The sequence below is a fragment of the Aminobacter sp. AP02 genome, from assembly GCF_003148805.1.
Classification (GTDB): Bacteria; Pseudomonadota; Alphaproteobacteria; order Rhizobiales; family Rhizobiaceae; genus Aminobacter.
Genome location: NZ_QGGX01000015.1, coordinates 14,794 through 33,155 on the forward strand (window position 1 = coordinate 14,794; position 18,362 = coordinate 33,155).

Consider the following 18,362-nt stretch of genomic DNA (forward strand, 5'->3'; position numbering starts at 1 on the left):
TCCAGGCAAGCGGCCTTACTGCAGCCCGCCGCCGAGATTGTTGATGCGGTCGGTGACCTCGCGGTCGCTGGCAAATCCGTCGTCGGCGCGCAGGCGCTGGCCGAGCAGCTTCACCATTTGCGGGTTGTCGGCGAACTTGGTGTGGTTGAACGAGTCGCCGCTCTTGGCATCCGACAGGTCGACAACGATCACGCCATATTCGGCAAGATCCGCGGCGTTCTTGTAGTCGCCAAGGCGCGGCTTGGAGCCGGCCAGGATGCCCGACAGCTTGAGCGCACGGTCGTCGCCCGAAGTCATCAGGAAGAACGGCTTGGTCGGCTTGCCGTAGCGGCGCATCTGGCTCTTGAATACGTCGACATCGATGTCGGGCGAGGCGAGCACGACGTCGCCGAGCTTGCCGCCAAGGTCGCGGTCGCCGGTCAGCGCCAGCTGGCGCAGCGCTTCCATGGTCACCCAGGTGCCCATCGAATGCGCCACGATGTCGATGCGGCGGGCGCCCGACTGGGCAAGCATGCGCAAGGTCACCTCAAGCTGGTCGCGAGCGGCGGCGGCGCTTTCCTTGTCGTAGACATAGTCGGTCGTGCTGCCGCCTGAAGCCCAGGAAAACAGCACCGGCGTGCCGGTGTAGCCTGAGTCATGCGCGATCTGGGTGGCGCGGTAGACGCCGGCATCGAAGGACGTGTTGTAGCCGTGCACGAACAGCATGGCCCGGCCGCCGCGCGCGGCGATGTCGGCACTGAGCGCCCTGGAAAATTCCGGCTGCGTTGCGTAGCCGGTCGCGTTGGTTGCGGTGAAGTACTTGGTCGGATCGGGATCCTTGCGATTGCGCAGTTCGATCTGGCCGGTCTTGTGGGTCTTCGGCACGGTGACGTCGACGCGCGCGAAATTGAGCGTCGCCGAGCGGTCGCGATCGAAGACCTGCTTGTCGTCAACGGCGCGCTCGCGGGTGGAGGCGACGAAGATCGCGTGGTTGCCGGCGATTTCCGAGACGGGGACATTCACCACCGCGCCCGTCAACAGCGCGCCGGACGGCTGCCCGATGCAACCGGACAGCAGGAGGGCAGCGATGGCTATGCAGAACTTCGACGAAGACAATTTTTGATCTCTCTGACGGGCAAGGCGTACAGCGTGCCATCCTCGGGAGGGCCTGATAGTGGCGGAAGTAAGTCGGGTCCAGCCGAAAAAGACAGGGCGGGCGGACATCGCTGGCCGAGTGTTGCCGGAATGCCAAAATTGTGGCGGAAACAAGGACTTCCGCACCTGAGTTCACAAAGTTAGCGGCCCCAGAAAGTTGGCGTGAAGATCACCAGGACGGCGAGGATTTCAAGGCGCCCGAGCAGCATCGCAGCCGAGCAGATCCACTTGGCGGCATCGGGTAGCGAGGAAAAGTTACCCATCGGCCCGATGACCGGGCCAAGACCTGGACCGACATTGGTGAGCGATGTCAGCGAGCCGGTGACCGCAGTGATGAAGTCGAGGCCGGTGGCACTCAGCAACACAATGGTGATCGCCCACAGCACCATGAAAGAGGCGATGAAGAGCACAACGGCGCTTTGCATGTCAGGCGCGATGGTGCGGTCGCCGTAACGCACCGGTGTCACCGTGTTGGGGTAGATCAGGCGGCGCAGACCGTTCGACAGGAGCTCGAACAAGACAAGGAAGCGATAGGCCTTGATGCCGCCGGTGGTCGAGCCCGAGCAGCCGCCGAGGAACGTGGCGACGAAGATGCAGCCAATGGCAAACGGCCCCCACAGGCTGTAGTCGTCGCTGGCAAAACCTGCGGTGGTGATGATCGACATCAGATTGAAGGTCGAATGGGTAAGTGCGGTGAAGAAGGGCATGCCCATGCTGACGCGGAGATAGACCGCCACAGCCACCGCAAAGACAATGCAGTAGCCGGCATAAACGCGGATCTGCGGATCGCGCAGTGCGTCGAGCCGTCCGCGCACGGCAAACAGGATCATGATCGAAAACGGCAAGCCGCCGATGAACATGAAGACGATGCCGGTCCATAGGATAGCGGGGTTGTTGGCATAGCGCAGAAACGAGGTGTCGTGGGTCGAGAATCCGCCGGTGGCGACCGTCGACATGGCGTGGTTGATGGCGTGGAAGCCATCCATGCCGGCCGCCGTGTAGGAGATGGTGCAGGCCACGACCAGCACCGTGTAGATGCCGATCAGGCTGACGGTGAAGGTCTGGAAGCGTTCGAACGGGCGGTCCTCGATGTCGGAGGATTCGATCTTGAAATAGGACACGCCGCCGATGTTGAGGAACGGCAACAGGAAGAGGCCCAGCGCGATGACGCCCAGGCCGCCCATGAAGCTGAGCAGCGAGCGCCAGATCAGGATGCCGGGCGGTGCAGTGTCGAGGCCGTTGATGACGGTTGAGCCGGTGGTGGTGACGCCGGACACCGATTCGAAGAAGGCGTCGGTGATGCCGAGATGCAGCGACGAGGTCATAAACGGAACCGCACCGGCGATCGCCAGGGTGATCCACAAGAAGTTGACCAAAAGGAAGCCGAAGCGGGTATTGGCTGGCGGTACACGCCCTTGAGTTGCGAGCGCTACCGCCAACGCCAGGCCGCCCATGAACATGGCCGTGAAGGCGAAGGACCGCCAGTCGTCATTGCCATAGTAGAGGTCGACGGCCGCCGGGATGAGCATGGCTACGGACAGGTAGATGGCAAAGACGGCCGCGATATGGATCGCAGCACGAACGGCAATTCTGTTCACCGAGACAGGTCCCCAATAAGTATCGCGGCGAGCCAATAAGCCGGTTTGTAGCTGACGGCGAGAGCCGACAGTGGCTTCGCTGCGCTGAATATGCAATAGCGCGGTGGCGCGGGCCACAGCATTTGCCCGGTCGATTTCAGGAGTGCCCAAGCCATGACCAGTTTTGCCGAAAGGGTTTCGCTGGCAGCCAAGGTGGTGCGGCAACTGTTTCCCGAGACACCGCTGCAGGAGAACGATTATCTTTCCCGCAAGACTGGCGCGCGCGTGCTTCTCAAGCGCGAAGACCTGACGCCGGTGCGCTCCTACAAGATTCGCGGCGCGTTGAACTTCTTTCGCAAGACCCTTGCGGCCGGCAACAAGGCCGAGCTCTTCGTCTGTGCTTCGGCCGGTAACCACGCCCAGGGGTTTGCCTTCGTTTGTCGCCATTTCGGCAAGAAGGGCGTGGTGTTCATGCCTGTGACGACGCCGCAGCAGAAGATCGACAAGACCAGGCTGTTTGGCGGTGAGTTCGTCGAGATCAAGCTGGTCGGCGATTTCTTCGACGATTGCTACCGTGCGGCGCTCGAATTTGCCGAAAGCTCAGGCGGACACATGGTTCCACCCTTCGACCACAAGGACATCATCGAAGGCCAGGCGACGGTTGCCCTTGAGATCATGGCGCAGATGCCTGGTGGCAAGGCTCCCGACATGGTGCTTTTGCCCGTCGGCGGCGGCGGATTGTCGGCCGGTGTCACACGCTACTTTGCCGAAACCGGCAGCTCATCGCGTTTCGTCTTCTGCGAGCCGGCCGGCGCCCCCAGCCTGCGCGACAGCCTCGCCACCGGCAAACGCGTGAAACTCACCAAGGTCGACAACTTTGTCGATGGCGCAGCGGTTGCCGAGATCGGGCGCGAGCCGCTGCGTCTGCTCAAGGAATTTGCTTCCGACACGGTCAAGCTGGTGCCCGAAAACCGGCTCTGCGCCACCATGATCGAGATGCTCAATGTCGAGGGCGTGGTGCTGGAGCCCGCAGGCGCGCTGGCGATCGACGCGCTCAAGGATTTTTCCAAGAAAGAGCTGAAGGGCAAGACGGTGGTTGCGGTGGTGTCGGGAGGCAACTTCGACTTCGAGCGCCTGCCCGATGTCAAGGAGCGCGCCCTGCGCTTTGAGGGGCTGAAGAAGTATTTCATCATCCGTTTCCCTCAGAGGCCCGGCGCGCTTCGCGACTTCCTCGAGCTATTGGGACCCGAGGACGACATCACCCGGTTCGAGTACCTCAAGAAGTCGGCCCGCAATTTCGGTTCGGTGCTGATCGGCATCGAGACCAAGGACCGGCGCAATTTCGACCTGCTCAGGGCGCGCTTCGATGTCGAAGGTGTGCAGTATCAGGACATCACCGACAACGAGACGCTGGGCGGCTTCATCATATGAACGTCTTCGTTGCGCTGTTTTCAGGCATCAATGTTGGCGGCAACCGCATCGTCAAGATGGCCGAACTCAGGGCGTTCTTCGAGGAACTCGGTTTTGCCAATGTCGAAAGCTATATCCAGAGCGGCAATGTGGTGTTCAAGGCAGATGCCGCCGATGTCGTGGCGCTGACCGCAACGATCGAAGCGGCCTTCGAAAAGCGCTGGGGCTTCCATTCGCGCATCGTGGTGCGCGATCTCGGCTGGTACGAGAGGCTGGTGACGGAAAATCCCTATCCCGAAGTGGCGGACGACCACAAGAAACTGCACGCCTATGCGCTGGAGCGCGCACCCGCCGTGGCTGAGATCGCGCCGCTGAGCGAGCGCAACTCCGGTCCCGAGCGCTTTGAAGTCAAGGGCGACATCCTTTATCTCCACGCGCCGGACGGGCTGGGCAGTTCGAAATTCGCGGAAATTCTGCCGCGCACGCTCAAGGTGCCGGGCACGGCGCGCAACTGGCGCACCGTGCTGACTTTGCTGGAGATGGCTAGAAAGGCCTGAGGGCTACCAGCTGCCGGTGTTCGGCATCGACAGCCATGGTTCTGCCGGTGCCTTGCGCTCACCCTTCTGCAGCAGCTCGATCGAGATGCCGTCGGGGGACTTGATGAAGGCCATGTTGCCGTCGCGCGGCGGGCGGTTGATGGTGACACCCTTGTTCATCAGGTCCTGGCAGGTGGCGTAGATGTCGTCGACCTCATAGGCGAGGTGGCCGAAATTGCGGCCGCCCTGATAGTCTTCCGTGTCCCAGTTGAAGGTCAGTTCGAGCAGCGGCGTCTGTCGCTCGGTGCCCGCGCCCACGTCTTCGGAGGCGGCGAGGAAGATCAGCGTATAGCGGCCCTTCTCGTTGGTGGAGCGACGAACCTCCTTCATGCCGAACTTGTTGCAATAGAAGTCCAAAGAGGCGTCGACGTCTTTGACGCGGACCATGGTGTGGAGATAGCGCATCGCTGTTCCTCTGATGTTTTAGGGATGTCGCGCCGATACATAGGGCGGCCGGCGCGCTCTCGGCAACCGCTGCAACCACTTTTCTGCGGAACTGGTGTGAAGCTTGTGCCTATCTCGGGGCCAAGTCGAAAAATGACTGGCCGGCCCTTGCGTAAGTCCAAAGTGGAAGTGTTAATCTAATCTCAAGAATCAGTAATGGCGTTTGCAAGGAAAGGGGGCGTTCTGATGGGGGAAAAGGCCTCTCTCTTGATGCACAACGGCTCTGGCCGTGATGCACTCGAACATGGCGACAGCAGTGGCGATGCCGGTTTGGTCGAGATTTCCGGCGCCATTAAATGGTTCGACGTGGCCAAGGGCTACGGCTTCATTCTTCCCGACAGCGGTGTTGGAAGCGACGTGCTGCTGCATGTTACCTGCCTGCGACGTGACGGTTTCCAGACAGCGCTCGAAGGTGCGCGCGTCGTTTGCCTGGTCAAGCAGGGCGACCGCGGCCTGCAGGCTTTTCGTGTGCTCTCCATCGACAATTCGACCGCCGTGCATCCCGCCGAAATGCAGGAACAGCGCACCCATGTCGCGGTGACGGCGGAGAGTGGTCTCGAGCGCGCGCTGGTCAAGTGGTTCAACCGCACCAAGGGCTTTGGTTTCCTGACGCGCGGCGAAGGCACCGAGGACATTTTTGTCCACATGGAAACGCTGCGCCGCTTCGGCGTGACCGAGCTTCGGCCCGGGCAGGTGGTGCTGGTTCGTTTCGGCAAAGGCGACAAAGGCCTTATGGCTGCCGAAATTCATCCCGATCTAGGGACCTTGCCGGTCTCGCACTAAAGGTTTCAGGTGAGGCCGGCCTGCAAATGGCGGCTTCCTGCGCTTCCGGTACTCACGTACCCGAATGTACGCTCCGTTCCGGTTCTCGGAATCCTCCATTTTCGGCTCGGCCTGACCAGAAACCCCAACACGCCCCTGATGTGGCAAGGGATTTTATGACCTTACGCAGAGTTTTGATCGCCGGAGCGCTCGGTGCTGCATTGCTTGCGGGGCCGGCTTTTGTCGTTTCGTTGGCCGTATCTTCCGCGAGCGTCGCGCAAGAAGCGATGGCCTTGCCCGTCGATGCCGAGCCGTTGATCGCGGTGACGGCCAAGAGGGATGTGCCGTTCCGCATCGAGATTGCCGACGAGCCGGGCGAGCGCGCCATGGGACTGATGTTCCGCAAGGACCTTGCCGACGATCAGGGCATGCTTTTCGTGTTCGAACAGACCCAGCCGGTCGGTTTCTGGATGAAGAACACGCCGCTGCCGCTCGACCTGGTTTTTGCCGGGCCTGACGGCAAGGTGCTGGACGTGCTGCCGGGCACGCCATTTTCCGAAGCGGTCATAGCACCCGAAGAGCCGGCGCGTTTCGTGCTTGAACTCAAGGCGGGAACCGCGGCCAAGACGGGAATCGCCAGGGGCGTCATGCTCAAGCACAGGGCGATCGCAGCGGTAGCCGGCAACCCCTGAGACGCGGCCTCGGGCCAAAGACCATTCGGAGCGACGATGGCTATCGATCACTTTTCCCATGAAGGTTTCGACCTGGCGTTCCTCGACCTGCCGCCGACAGGTGCGGGAAGCGGCGAGCCGGTCTTGATGATCCATGGCTTTGCATCCAGCCACTTCGTCAACTGGGTGTCGCCGGGCTGGTTCAAGACGCTGACCGAGGCGGGCTATCGCGCCATCGCCTTTGACCACCGTGGCCATGGCGGCTCGACCAAGAGTTATGACGAGGCCGACTATACGCCGAGCAAGATGGCAAGCGATGCACTTGCGCTGCTCGACCATCTGGGCATCGAGCGCGCCCACGTCATGGGCTATTCGATGGGCGCTCGCGTCTCAGCATTTTTGGCGCTGGAAGCGCCCGACCGCGTGGCGACCTTGGTGTTTGGCGGGCTCGGCATCGGCATGGTCGACGGCGTAGGCGACTGGGATCCGATCGCCTCGGCCCTCCTGGCTGAAGACCCCGAGACGATCACGCAGCCGCGTGCGCGGATGTTCCGCGCATTCGCCGACCAGACGCGCAGCGACAGGCGGGCGCTTGCGGCCTGCATTTCCACTTCTCGCGAACTGGTGACGGACAACGACATCCGCCGGATCACGCAGCCGACCTTGGTGGCCGTCGGCACCAAGGACGATATAGCCGGCTCGCCGAGCGAACTCGCCCGGCTGATGCCGCATGGCGAAAGCTTCGACATCGAAGGCCGCGACCACATGCTGGCCGTTGGTGACAAGGCCTTCAAGAAGCGCGTGCTCGAGTTTCTGGCCGAACATCCGATCTGAGCGTGGTCGATCTTCTCGTCACCTATTCGGAAATGACGGCGAGCGAGCGTTCCATGTTGGCCCGGGCCTGGGTTTCGAAGCGCTTGGCAAAAATGGCGGTGTGAAAGATTCGCGGCCGCGAGAGGAAATTACGCAGCACTGCACCGCGTCCGGCGCGCCAGTCGGGGTCGCTCACCCAGCTATATTCGCGCCTGACGGCGTCCTCGTAGGCGTCGAAGGTTTTTGCAGGCGCGCCGAGGATCGAAAGATCCATGTCGAGCAGCAAGGCAGCGTCATTCCTCGCGGCCGCATCGTCGAAGGCGGGGACCTCATGCATGGCCGTCGCCTCGATCATTTTTACGATGCGGGCAAGGCGAGGGGCGTCGACCAGAGCTTGGAGCCTTTCGGCGGCGAGGGCGGCACTTAGTGCTTCGTTGTCCTTGCGGCGGCTGTCGTAGACCGCATCATGGAACCAGATGGCAGCCTCGACAGCCTCGGGGTCGCTCAACTGGGCGTGGTATTCTTGTGCGAGCGCCAACAGCGCCTCGATGTGGCGTATGCCGTGATAATGGCGGTCTTGAGCCTGATAAAGCTTGGTCAGTTCAGCCTTTGTGCCTTCGTCGATCAAGGACATCTTAGCGTCCTTTGAATGCCGGTTCGCGCCGATCGGCAAATGCGGCGCGGCCCTCGGCATAGTCGTCGCTGAGGAAGGTGGCATCACCGGCCGCCTGGGCAAGAGCGGCCTCGGCCGGATCGTGGCTCAGCGCGGAACGAATGGCGGCCTTGGAGGCGCGCACCGACAATGGCGCATTCCCGGCGATTGTCCTGGCGATCTCGTCGATGCGGGCGTCGAGGCGTTCGGTTTCCACGATTTCGAGCAGGAAACCGGCTGAAAGAGCGGCCTTGGCGTCGATGCGGCCGGCTGTGTAGGTGAGATAACGCGCCATCTGCTCACCGGCTGCCCAGACGATGTCGCCCATCGCATCTTGCGGATAGGCAAGGCCGAGACGCGCCGCTGGCACGGCGAATTGGGCGTCCGGCGTCGCGATGCGCAGATCACAGGCAGCAGCGAGCCCAAATCCACCGCCGAAACAGATGCCCCTGATCGCGGCTATGACAGGAACTGTCGCGTTGCGCAGTGCTGCGAACGCAGCCGAATTGGTTGCTTCGTAGGTGCGTGCGCTCTCGGCGTCGCCGCGCAAGGTGTCGAACTCGCCAATGTCGGCGCCGGCGGAGAAATCCTGGCCCGCGCCGCGCAGGACGATGACCCTGGTGTCGAGACCTGCCGCCAGACGGCTGACATGACCGGCAAGATCGACCCACATTGCCTGGGTGACCGCGTTCTTGCGCGCCGGACGGTTGATGACGATGGTCGCCACGCCATCTGCCACGGTGACCAGCAAGGGTTCAGTTTCCATGACGCCTTGAATATCCGCGAACCAAATCCACTTGAACGAGCACTAAGGAAAATTGAGTTCAATCGTGCTAGCATGTGGCTTATATGTGCCGCGCGGGATTGTACAAGCCGGCACTGAACGGAGACCGTCGATGAACACCATATCCGCTGCGCGCCACGGCTCGCTGAAGCCGGTCGATCCGATCTGGCAGTCGGTGCGCGACGAAGCGGCAGACGCTGTGGCAGGTGACCCGCTGCTGGCGGCTTTCCTTTATGCCACGATCCTCAATCAGGACACGCTGGAAGAAGCCGTGATCCACCGCCTGGCCGAGAGGCTGGCGCATCAGGATCTTGGTGCCGATCTCATCCGCCAGACATTCTACGCCATGCTTGAAGATCGTCCGGATTGGAGCGACACCGTTCGAACGGACATCCAGGCCTATTACGACCGGGACCCGGCCTGCGACCGCTATCTGATGCCGGTGCTCTATTTCAAGGGCTTCCACGCCATCCAGACACACCGTCTGGCGCATTGGCTGTTGAACCGTGGTCGCAAGGATTTCGCGCTCTATTTGCAGAGCCGGTCGTCGTCGGTCTTCCAGACCGACATCAACCCGGCCGCGCGCATGGGCAAGGGCATTTTTATCGACCATGCCACCGGGCTGGTGGTTGGCGAAACCGCCGTCATCGAAGACGATGTCTCGATCCTGCACAATGTGACGCTGGGAGGCACGGGCAAAGCTGGCGGCGACCGTCATCCGAAGATCCGTTACGGCGTGCTGATCGGCGCCGGCGCCAAGATCCTCGGCAACATCGAGGTCGGCCATTGCTCCAAGATCGCCGCCGGTTCTGTGGTGCTGTCGCCTGTGCCGCACAACAAGACGGTGGCCGGGGTTCCGGCGCGCGTCGTTGGCGAAACCGGCTGCGACCGTCCGTCGAGCCAGATGGACCAGTTGCTGCCGTCGCAGACCATGGATCACGTCGTCAGCTTCGATATTTGAAGTCGACAAGTGCCGGTATCCACGTGATCGGGGGGCGGCGCGAATTGCACGGGGTAAGCCGAGCCTTGCCTTTACATGGCCATGCTTGGCATGTCAGAAGCGCGTCTCTAAGCGCATCGGGCCGAAAAATCGGGTCTGATTTTCGGACAAGTACGATGCGCAGTCATTGCAATGTGGAGCGTTCCGAGCGCGTCGGAATGGACGAACGGCGCTCCTAGCCACAAGCCGGAGAAAACAGTTGAAGCCGGAAGAAATCAGAAAACTCGACGCCTATTTCAAGCGCCAGTTCCAGAACCCCAACCTTCAGGTCAAGGCGCGTCCGCGCAAGAACGACTCGGCCGAAGTCTATATCGGCGACGAGTTCCTCGGCATCGTTTTCAAGGACGAGGACGACGGCGACTACAATTTCTCGATGGCGATTCTCGACGTCGATCTGGCCTGATCTCGATCGGTCCTGACGCCGCGCGCTAGGCGCGTGGCGTCACTTGACGTGCAGCATGGCATTCGTCTTGGCGACAACCGCCCGATCCAGTTCACGCCACTCTCCCAAAAGCTCTCTAGGAAATCTGTAGGTCAGGCTCAGATCCTTGCCGACAAAGACGTCGCGCTCGCAAGGTGCAAGCGATTCCTCGGCCTCGATGCCACTGAGGCAGCGGGCGACAAAAGTCGGCTCCCCGGCACGCGCGGCAACCGCGAGCACCTCGTTGAGGTATCCCGAATTTTCCCTGAAACCGAACAGGGTCATCCCCTCGGGCCCCGGAATCCCCGGCTTGACCGTCAACGCATTGTAGATCGGCGCCAGGCGCCCGCTCATGTCGCGCGTCATCATGCGTGGCTCAAGGCCCAGGAAAATGATGCGCTTGCTGCCTTCGGTGTTGTTGAAGGCTGAACGGGCGGCCTCGCTGTAGCCGTCCAACTCTGGCCAGCGCAGATAGAGGTCGAGCCGGTTGGCGACGCCGTCGCGGCGGGCCTTTTCGAAGCGGATCATGTTGGAAGGTGCTGCAATGACGTCGTTGCCGATGACGACTTCATGCGGTTTGACGTCGTCGGTATAGCCGGCAAGTGCAATATTGTGCCCAAACCAGCGGCCGCCGACGCTGATTGCCACCGAAAGCACCGCAAGTACGGCGACGCCGTAGAAGGCCTTCTTCAGCATGGAAGAATCGACAACGTCAAAGCCGGAGCTGTCAGTCGCCTCTTGCTTCATCTGTTGTCTCCAGGGTCGCCGGCCGCTCGAAACTTTGTCGAGCCTTGGGGTTTCCACGATCGCCGTGCGCTGCGTAGAGACCCACCTGCGGGCCGTTATCTGGTCGACATTGCTCCTGCATGGTTAATGGCGAGTTAAAGATGCGCCGTACTTGCCTAGAGGGCAGTTGCTTCATAGTTTGCGCGCGACTTGCACAGGGAGGAAACAATGCCGCTTTACGCCCTCGACGGAGTTGAGCCACAGTTTGAGGATCGCGACAGCGCATGGATTGCACCAGACGCCGCCGTGATTGGCGACGTCAGGATCGGACGCGATGTCGGCGTCTGGTTTGGGGCAGCGATTCGTGGCGACCGCGAGCCGATCACCATAGGCGCGCGCTCCAATGTCCAGGAGCACACGGTCATGCACACGGATCCCGGTTTTCCTCTGACCATCGGCGAGGGCTGCACCATCGGCCACCGGGCGATCCTGCATGGCTGCACGGTTGGCGACAATTCGCTGATCGGCATGGGAGCGATCGTGCTCAACGGCGCCAGGATCGGCAAGAACTGCCTTGTCGGTGCCGGCGCGCTGGTGACCGAAGGCAAGGAGTTTCCCGACAATTCGCTGATCGTCGGCTCACCCGCCAAGGTGGTTCGAACCCTTGATGAGGCAGCTTCCGAACGGCTGCGCAAATCGGCGGCGGATTATGTCGCCAACCAGCGGCGCTTCGGCGCGGGGCTCAAGAAGATCGCGGACTAGGCGAAATAGCCCGCCGCAAAAGGCTGCCGCGATCAAGAGCGCGAAGCCAAGTTTTTGAAGCGTCTTTGTGCCTCGGCCTGCCACGTCGAGCGCGCTTGCGCCGGACGGAAATTCATCCAGCGACCTCAGGCGTTTCTTGAACTTGACCACGAGCCGCCGGACATCGCAAGTCACCATGGATTTTCCTGGAAAGGCGGAGCCGGCCCGGGACTTGGGCCGGCTCCTAGAACCCGGTCGTTGGGGACGGGGAGGGTGGGGACGCGACCGGGCTTTCTCGGTGATGCATGGCCTGCGAAAGGTCATGCATCGTTTCAAAGTGTTTCTGCATCCTGTGCGCCCAGGGAGAGCGCGGCGCTGCCAAGGTTAGCGAACGGACGCGACTGCGTCGGCGCGACCGTCGTTGATGCCGATCCAGACGCCCGAATTCTGCTCCGACTGGCGCTTGAGGTAGGTGTATTCGGTCTCGTTCCAGGCCAGAACCCGCGTGTCGAGATTGTCGAGAATGTACTCGCCGAGGGTGGTGCGCACGGTCAGAACGGCGTGGCCTTCACCATTGGTCTGGCGCACGACGGTGATCAGCAGGCTGCCCGCAGGCACGCCGAGCTGCATCAACTGGCGCCGCTTTTCCATGGCATAGTCTTCGCAGTCGCCAACACCGTTGTCGGGATAGGACCAGTATTCTTCCTGGCCCCACGCTTCCATGTCGGTGCGCGGTGCCACGGCGGTGTTGACCTCGTCGTTGATGGCGATCATCGCCTTCCACAGCGTGCGGGTCAGTTCGACCGGAGCCCTGCTGGCGGTCTTTTCGTTGCATTCGATCGGCGAGCGCTTGCACAGCTCATAGTGGCCGATGGGCTGCGTGGTGCGGCCGTTGGTCTTCATGACGGCAGGAGCGGCAAGGGCGCTGCCCAAGGTGCCAGCCTGAAGTGCCGCAGCCAGAACCAACAGCCATCCCCGACGCTTGATCATTTTGTAGTCTCCTTGTTGAGGGAGACAATGACAGGCGCGGATTTATTTCACGCAAAGTAGCGAAGTAGATGTTGAGTAAAAACAAGAGAGAACTCTCGTAAACAAAGAATAGAATAATAATAAAACTTGCAGAAGATTTGATTACAATTTTACCGATGTGGGGCTGTTCCGGATGGGTTGGCGTGTCGCAGCCGAGGGGGGCAAGCTGCCGGGGCGTGTCAGAAACAGCCCTACGGATGGCAGCTGTACTGCATTGCTCCGCCGCTTGCCGCTGCGGTTCATTGCAAGGTGTGCTGGTTTGGGGCGGTGCTGGCCCTTGCCCGCGCCCTCCGCTCCTTGTGGCCAGCCGCAGCGCTGAAAGCCCGGTCTTCCAGGGGAAGCCGGGCCTGACGGGCAGCGTCGGAGGATATGCGGCCGCCTGGCTAGGTGCGCGGGCGGTTGAACTCGGTATCGAGCGAGTCGGGGCGCTGAACGACGGCGAATTCGACCGCGACACCGTCTTCGAAGTGTCGCACGACCTGGCCGCGCATGGTGCCGAGCGTGACCTGCACGCCGATCGCCGGCTTAACCTCGATCTCGATGGCGGCGCCCGAAAGCGACAGATCTATGATCCGGCAGGGATATTGCCGGCCGTCGATGAGTTGCAAGACGTTGATCGGGTTGCGCGGAGCGACACGCTCGTGGCGGCGATCTTCCGGCAAGTCGAGTTCATGCTTGTTGGCGAGCCAGGTGAGCTGGGCCGCCAGCTTGTCCTTCTTGCGCTCGGAAGCGATGACCGTCATGGCAAAGCCGTCCGGCAAGGTGCGGGTGATGACGCCTTCGATGCGGCCGATATGATCGATGTAGGCGATCACCTTTTCACCGGCGGCACCCGAGCGATCAGTACGGAACGCCACGTTGCCGGGCGACATGTCGACGACCTGGCCGGCATGCTCGGTGCGATCCTCAAGCATGAATCGGCCGTAAATCTTCACACGGACGCGCTGGAAGTTGCGCCGTTCCGCCCGTGACGGCGCGTAGTCGATCGCCGCTGGCCTCATGCTACCCTCTTATCTGTCAGCTCCCTACGAACCCCATCGGGGAGCAGCGGAAAAATACCGCCAAAGAGGTTAACAAAACGCGTAAACGCTGCCGTTGCTTGAGGGCTGGGACGCTATTCGTCGCGCCCGCCTTCGAGAACGAAGAGGTGGCGAATGCGCCGTGCGCCATCGAGCGGGTTCGTCCCGCCATCCAGCGTTGAATCACTCGGTGCGAGCGAAGGCACTGTGACTGCCGGGCGGTTCCTGAGGAACATCGGTTCAAGGTCGGGATCGACCACACGCACATTGTCTATCGTGGCATCGTTGAGCGGATCGGAGCCAAGCCAGAACGGACGCTCGACACTCGACAGTACGCCAAGGCAACGCGGATTTTCGACGCCGCCGTCGAGCGGCAAGAGCAACATTTCGAAGGTTGTTGCCCGCCGGCTGGCGGTAAAACCCTCGAAATTGATGACAACCACGGATTTCTGCTGAAACACGCCATAGGCGAGGCGGGCCATCAGGCGTTGATCCTTCTGGCGCCACAGCGAGGGGAACGAAAACCCCTTGAGCTCGCGGCCGAAGGTGGCGCAAAGCCGCGTGCCGGCGAGACGGAAGACCGCTTCGCCGCGGGTATCGCGCTCGAGAATGAAAGTGTCGGCAAGCAGTGCCTTGATCTCGGCGGGCTCGATGTCCGTGCGTCTGGGCGCGGGCCGGCCGTCGCGAAGGCGGTTCCAATATTGGAACAGTGCCAGCGATCCTTTCTGTTTCATATTGCTCCGCTCCGAGCGCTTCTGTGCCTGATGTGCCATCGTCGGACAGAATCGCTTCAATCTTGAGGACTACATGAAATGCGGAGCAGGACGCGTGCCAGTCTCAGTAACAGTTGTTAACGGATCGGGGACGTTAAGGTTAACAAAGGGTTTACGTTGCCGCCTGCCATGATCCGTGGCACGTTCAACTCACTCCAGAAGTGGCCGCATAGCTGCGGCCTGCAGCACTTCAGTCAGAGTTTTTTTGGGGACGGGCAGGGGGGCTCGACCAGCCGTCCGGGGGAAACCCTGGACGGCTTTCTTTTTTGCGCTTTCAGCCACGCTGTTCTAGATGGGGTCCGGGCGTCTTCCGCCCGCCACAACCGGATCAGAGGCGCATGAGCGAACCAGCAAGCCCCCGCGACGAGAGTGAAATCGTCGATACAGAGCCGCAGCGCCGCGAGCCCGTGTTCAACCTGCCGCCAATTGTCGTTGCGATCATCGGTGCTTGCGTTTTCATCCATTTGGCGCGCGAATATGTGCTCAGCCCCGATCAGGATTTCGCGCTGCTCGTTCGTGCCGCCTTCATCCCCATTCAATACTCCGGGCAGTATCATCTCGACATCTGGGCCTTCACCAGTCCGCTGACCTATGCCTTTCTACATGGCGGTTTCGCCCATCTCTTCATCAACATGGTGTGGCTCGCGGCATTCGGTTCGCCGCTGGCCAACCGGCTCGGCGTATTGCGGTTCTCATTGTTTTTCGCCGTCACTTCGCTTGCCGCGGTCGCGCTGCATTACATCTTGCATTCGATGGACCAGGCGCCACTGGTTGGCGCTTCAGGCGCGATTTCAGGCATGATGGGAGCGGCCGCGCGCTTCAGCTTCCAGATCGACCGCTCGCAAGGCAAGCCGGCCTTCGCGGGTGCGCCGCTGCCGATCCGCGACGTCTTCCGCTCGCGCACTGCGATGACCTTCCTGGGCGTGTGGATGGTCATCAACCTGGTGACCGGGATGGTCGGGTTTACCCCCGGCGTGGACAACCAGATCGCCTGGGAAGCCCATATCGGCGGTTTCCTTGCCGGGTTTTTGGGGATCAGGTTCTTCGACCGCCGGAACGAATTCGCCTGAGCGCGTTTTACTTGAAAAGCTGCCTAATGCAGCGCACGATGCATTTGGCCCGAGGGCCTTGTGGAGTGAATTGACTGGTCGATAGCAGCAGGAGAACCCGATGACAGTGAAGGCAATTCTTGAGAAGAAGGGCCACGACGTTTTTACCATTGGGCCCAATGTGCAGCTGTCGGAAGCGGTTCGGATTCTTGCCGAACACCGCATTGGTGCGCTTGTCGTCACCAATGGCGACCGCAAGATCGTGGGCATCCTGTCTGAACGCGACGTGGTTCGCATCATCGGCAAGGACGGCGGTGCCGCGCTCGAAAAAACGGTGCGCGAGGTGATGACTCCCAAGGTCAAGATCTGCAACGAAAACCACACGGTCAACCAGGTCATGGAAATCATGACCAACGGCCGATTCCGGCACCTGCCTGTCGAGCGCGACGGCTATCTCTATGGCATCGTGTCGATCGGCGACGTCGTCAAGCGTCGCATCGAAGATGTCGAGCGCGAAGCCGAGGAGATCAAGGCCTACATCGCCACCGCCTGAACGACAGGCGAGACGCCGGACCCGCAAGCACATTGATCCGAAAATCGGCGTCGATTTTCGAAAGTTTGATCCCCTGCTCTGCCACGGATCCGGCGTTGGTCGCTATCGGTTGTCGAGTTCAGGTCGCACCAGTTTCAGGCCGACCCTGGTGATGCGGTACGGCCCGCCTTGCGACGAGGCGACTGCCTTCCTTCGCCTTAGCTTCCTGAAAAGCTCGAGATCGAAAGCCGGATATTGCCAACCCTCGCGGGTAAGGCACATCACGGCTTCAATCTTGTTGTTATCGTCTTTTTCGATTTCGATGCGCCCGCCCTGGGCGAGCAGGTGCAGAATGCGCTGCTCTATGCGCGATATGTTCATTGCTGGATGAGTCCTGGAAAACCAGGCCGAACAGCCTAAAGACCGAACAGCCAAAACAAAAAGCCGCAGCTGCGATTGCGCACAGCACGGGGTTTTAGGTTTTCACACCCCGCCTTCAGGAGAAGGTCGGGGCTTTAGCGGGACTCAGACAAGTTAAACATCCACACTCCATCGGGATGGGAGCCTTATAAGGCAGCCTTTTCGAAAGTGCCAGAGATCGCGGCTAGAGCGCGCATTTCCAACGCGACGGTTGCAACAACGCAACGATTGATCTAGCGAAACGGAACGATTTGTCGTTCGCCGCAAGGCGACAAAACAGACACGGACGTATTCGGATTACCATGACCCTCATCGACACCCGCACGCCCGACGCCAAGCGCCTCATCCCCGGTGCCACCGGTGACTGGGAAGTCATCATCGGCCTCGAGGTTCATGCCCAGGTAACGTCGGAAGCAAAGCTGTTCTCCGGCGCCTCGACCGCCTTCGGCGCCGAGCCCAATGCCAATGTCAGCCTTGTCGACGCGGCGATGCCCGGCATGCTTCCCGTCATCAACGAGGAATGCGTCAAGCAGGCGATCCGTACCGGTCTCGGCCTCAAGGCGCAGATCAACCACAAGTCCGTGTTCGACCGGAAGAACTATTTTTATCCCGATCTGCCGCAGGGCTACCAGATTTCGCAGTTCAAGCAGCCGATCGTCGGCGAGGGCAAGATCACCATTTCGGTCGGCCCCGACCGCAAGGGCGAGTTCGAGGACATCGAAGTCGGCATCGAACGCCTGCATCTTGAACAGGATGCCGGCAAGTCGATCCACGACCAGCATCCGACAATGTCTTATGTCGACCTCAACCGCTCGGGCGTGGCGCTGATGGAGATCGTCTCCAAGCCTGACATGCGCTCGGCGGACGAGGCCAAGGCCTACGTCACCAAACTGCGCACCATCGTGCGCTATCTCGGCACCTGCGACGGCAACATGGACGAAGGATCGATGCGCGCCGACGTCAACGTCTCCGTGCGCCGTCCCGGCGGCGAGTTCGGCACGCGTTGCGAGATCAAGAACGTCAATTCAATCCGTTTCGTTGGCCAGGCCATCGAATACGAGGCGCGGCGCCAGATCGCGATCATCGAGGACGGCGGCACAATCGACCAGGAGACCCGGCTGTTCGACCCGAACAAGGGCGAGACGCGCGCAATGCGCTCGAAGGAAGAGGCGCACGACTACCGCTACTTCCCCGATCCGGACCTGCTGCCGCTTGAATTCGACCAGGCCTATGTCGATGAGCTGGCAAAGTACCTGCCGGAACTGCCAGACGACAAGAAGGCGCGGCTGGTCAACAGCCTCGGCCTGTCGGTCTATGACGCCTCGATCCTGGTCTCGGAAAAGGCGGTCGCCGATTATTTCGAGAAGGTGGCCGCTGGCCGCGACGGCAAGCTTGCCGCAAACTGGGTCATCAACGACCTGCTGGGCGCCTTGAACAAGGCCGGCAAGGACATTGAAAACGCTCCTGTAACGCCCGATCAGCTTGGCGCCGTGATCGACCTGATCAAGGAAGGCACGATCTCCGGCAAGATCGCCAAGGACCTGTTCGAGATCGTCTGGAACGAGGGCGGCAACCCGCGCGAGCTGGTCGAAAGCCGAGGCATGAAGCAGGTGACCGACACCGGCGCCATCGAAAAGGCCGTCGACGACGTCATTGCCGCCAACCCCGACAAGGCCGAGCAGGCCCGCGCCAAGCCGACCATGGCTGGCTGGTTCGTCGGTCAGGTGATGAAGACGACGGGTGGCAAGGCCAACCCGCAGGCCGTCAACGACCTGGTCAAGGCCAAGCTCGGCATCGAGGAGTAAAGTG

The 18,362-nt window shown here is 61.2% G+C and carries 21 protein-coding genes; 11 read left to right on the forward strand and 10 right to left on the reverse strand.

Going from position 1 to position 18,362, the window contains the following annotated elements:
* Positions 1-15: 15 nt before the first annotated feature.
* Entirely contained in the window at positions 16-1,095 is a 1,080-nt protein-coding gene (locus C8K44_RS18775; RefSeq protein WP_109577308.1) for an alpha/beta hydrolase, read from the reverse strand.
* A gap of 179 nt (positions 1,096-1,274) precedes the next feature.
* Entirely contained in the window at positions 1,275-2,732 is a 1,458-nt protein-coding gene (locus tag C8K44_RS18780) for a TrkH family potassium uptake protein (RefSeq protein ID WP_109577309.1), read from the reverse strand.
* A gap of 153 nt (positions 2,733-2,885) precedes the next feature.
* On the opposite strand from C8K44_RS18780, the gene ilvA reads away from it, so the two are divergent.
* Complete coding sequence (gene ilvA, locus C8K44_RS18785) at positions 2,886-4,142, forward strand: threonine ammonia-lyase IlvA (RefSeq protein ID WP_109577310.1); 1,257 nt, start codon at positions 2,886-2,888, stop codon at positions 4,140-4,142.
* Entirely contained in the window at positions 4,139-4,678 is a 540-nt protein-coding gene (locus C8K44_RS18790; RefSeq protein ID WP_109577311.1) for a DUF1697 domain-containing protein, read from the forward strand. Before ilvA ends, C8K44_RS18790 begins: the two co-directional genes overlap by 4 nt.
* A gap of 3 nt (positions 4,679-4,681) precedes the next feature.
* On the opposite strand, the gene gloA is transcribed toward C8K44_RS18790, so the two are convergent.
* Positions 4,682-5,122, reverse strand: a complete 441-nt coding sequence (gene gloA / locus C8K44_RS18795) for a lactoylglutathione lyase (protein WP_109577312.1) — start codon at positions 5,120-5,122, stop codon at positions 4,682-4,684.
* 249 nt (positions 5,123-5,371) lie between these two features.
* Here gloA and C8K44_RS18800 point away from each other — a divergent pair, with 249 nt between their 5' ends.
* The 3 genes from C8K44_RS18800 (at position 5,372) to C8K44_RS18810 (ending at position 7,428) form a co-directional block, all read left to right on the forward strand.
* On the forward strand, positions 5,372-5,944 hold the full coding sequence (locus C8K44_RS18800) for a cold-shock protein (protein ID WP_348626338.1): 573 nt from the start codon (positions 5,372-5,374) through the stop codon (positions 5,942-5,944).
* Between the two features lie 155 nt (positions 5,945-6,099).
* Positions 6,100-6,615, forward strand: a complete 516-nt coding sequence (locus tag C8K44_RS18805) for a DUF192 domain-containing protein (protein ID WP_109577314.1) — start codon at positions 6,100-6,102, stop codon at positions 6,613-6,615.
* A gap of 42 nt (positions 6,616-6,657) precedes the next feature.
* Complete coding sequence (locus C8K44_RS18810; RefSeq protein ID WP_199227146.1) at positions 6,658-7,428, forward strand: alpha/beta hydrolase; 771 nt, start codon at positions 6,658-6,660, stop codon at positions 7,426-7,428.
* A gap of 22 nt (positions 7,429-7,450) precedes the next feature.
* Here the strand turns inward: C8K44_RS18810 and C8K44_RS18815 are convergent, their stop codons facing one another.
* Positions 7,451-8,041, reverse strand: coding sequence for a hypothetical protein (locus C8K44_RS18815; protein WP_109577316.1), 591 nt, complete (start codon positions 8,039-8,041; stop codon positions 7,451-7,453).
* Position 8,042: 1 nt separating this feature from the next.
* Positions 8,043-8,825, reverse strand: coding sequence for an enoyl-CoA hydratase-related protein (locus C8K44_RS18820; protein ID WP_109577317.1), 783 nt, complete (start codon positions 8,823-8,825; stop codon positions 8,043-8,045).
* A gap of 130 nt (positions 8,826-8,955) precedes the next feature.
* Between C8K44_RS18820 and cysE the strand changes: the two genes are divergently transcribed.
* Both cysE and C8K44_RS18830 read left to right on the forward strand, forming a co-directional pair.
* On the forward strand, positions 8,956-9,804 hold the full coding sequence (gene cysE / locus C8K44_RS18825; protein WP_109577318.1) for a serine O-acetyltransferase: 849 nt from the start codon (positions 8,956-8,958) through the stop codon (positions 9,802-9,804).
* Between the two features lie 238 nt (positions 9,805-10,042).
* The gene (locus C8K44_RS18830) at positions 10,043-10,246 is read left to right on the forward strand and encodes a DUF3126 family protein (RefSeq protein WP_109577319.1); all 204 of its coding nucleotides are present in this window, start codon (positions 10,043-10,045) and stop codon (positions 10,244-10,246) included.
* 39 nt (positions 10,247-10,285) lie between these two features.
* Here C8K44_RS18830 and C8K44_RS18835 read toward each other — a convergent pair whose 3' ends face one another.
* The gene (locus tag C8K44_RS18835; RefSeq protein WP_109577320.1) at positions 10,286-11,011 is read right to left on the reverse strand and encodes a hypothetical protein; all 726 of its coding nucleotides are present in this window, start codon (positions 11,009-11,011) and stop codon (positions 10,286-10,288) included.
* A 207-nt stretch (positions 11,012-11,218) separates the two neighbouring features.
* Here C8K44_RS18835 and C8K44_RS18840 point away from each other — a divergent pair, with 207 nt between their 5' ends.
* Positions 11,219-11,752 carry a gamma carbonic anhydrase family protein gene (locus tag C8K44_RS18840; protein ID WP_109577321.1) on the forward strand — a complete coding sequence of 178 codons (534 nt, stop codon included), beginning with the start codon at positions 11,219-11,221 and terminating at the stop codon, positions 11,750-11,752.
* Positions 11,753-12,115: 363 nt separating this feature from the next.
* Here C8K44_RS18840 and C8K44_RS18845 read toward each other — a convergent pair whose 3' ends face one another.
* The 3 genes from C8K44_RS18845 to C8K44_RS18855 form a co-directional block, all read right to left on the reverse strand.
* Complete coding sequence (locus C8K44_RS18845) at positions 12,116-12,634, reverse strand: transglutaminase-like cysteine peptidase (RefSeq protein ID WP_245417554.1); 519 nt, start codon at positions 12,632-12,634, stop codon at positions 12,116-12,118.
* Between the two features lie 509 nt (positions 12,635-13,143).
* Entirely contained in the window at positions 13,144-13,761 is a 618-nt protein-coding gene (locus C8K44_RS18850; RefSeq protein WP_109577323.1) for a PilZ domain-containing protein, read from the reverse strand.
* A gap of 113 nt (positions 13,762-13,874) precedes the next feature.
* On the reverse strand, positions 13,875-14,513 hold the full coding sequence (locus C8K44_RS18855; protein WP_109577440.1) for a PAS domain-containing protein: 639 nt from the start codon (positions 14,511-14,513) through the stop codon (positions 13,875-13,877).
* Positions 14,514-14,890: 377 nt separating this feature from the next.
* Here C8K44_RS18855 and C8K44_RS18860 point away from each other — a divergent pair, with 377 nt between their 5' ends.
* Both C8K44_RS18860 and C8K44_RS18865 read left to right on the forward strand, forming a co-directional pair.
* Complete coding sequence (locus C8K44_RS18860) at positions 14,891-15,622, forward strand: rhomboid family intramembrane serine protease (protein WP_109577324.1); 732 nt, start codon at positions 14,891-14,893, stop codon at positions 15,620-15,622.
* 100 nt (positions 15,623-15,722) lie between these two features.
* Complete coding sequence (locus C8K44_RS18865; RefSeq protein ID WP_109577325.1) at positions 15,723-16,154, forward strand: CBS domain-containing protein; 432 nt, start codon at positions 15,723-15,725, stop codon at positions 16,152-16,154.
* A 102-nt stretch (positions 16,155-16,256) separates the two neighbouring features.
* Here C8K44_RS18865 and C8K44_RS18870 read toward each other — a convergent pair whose 3' ends face one another.
* Positions 16,257-16,514: a YjhX family toxin gene (locus C8K44_RS18870; protein WP_109577326.1), complete on the reverse strand. Its 258-nt coding sequence runs from the start codon at positions 16,512-16,514 to the stop codon at positions 16,257-16,259.
* Positions 16,515-16,855: 341 nt separating this feature from the next.
* Between C8K44_RS18870 and gatB the strand changes: the two genes are divergently transcribed.
* Complete coding sequence (gatB, locus tag C8K44_RS18875) at positions 16,856-18,358, forward strand: Asp-tRNA(Asn)/Glu-tRNA(Gln) amidotransferase subunit GatB (RefSeq protein WP_109577327.1); 1,503 nt, start codon at positions 16,856-16,858, stop codon at positions 18,356-18,358.
* The last annotated feature ends 4 nt before the right edge of the window (positions 18,359-18,362 follow it).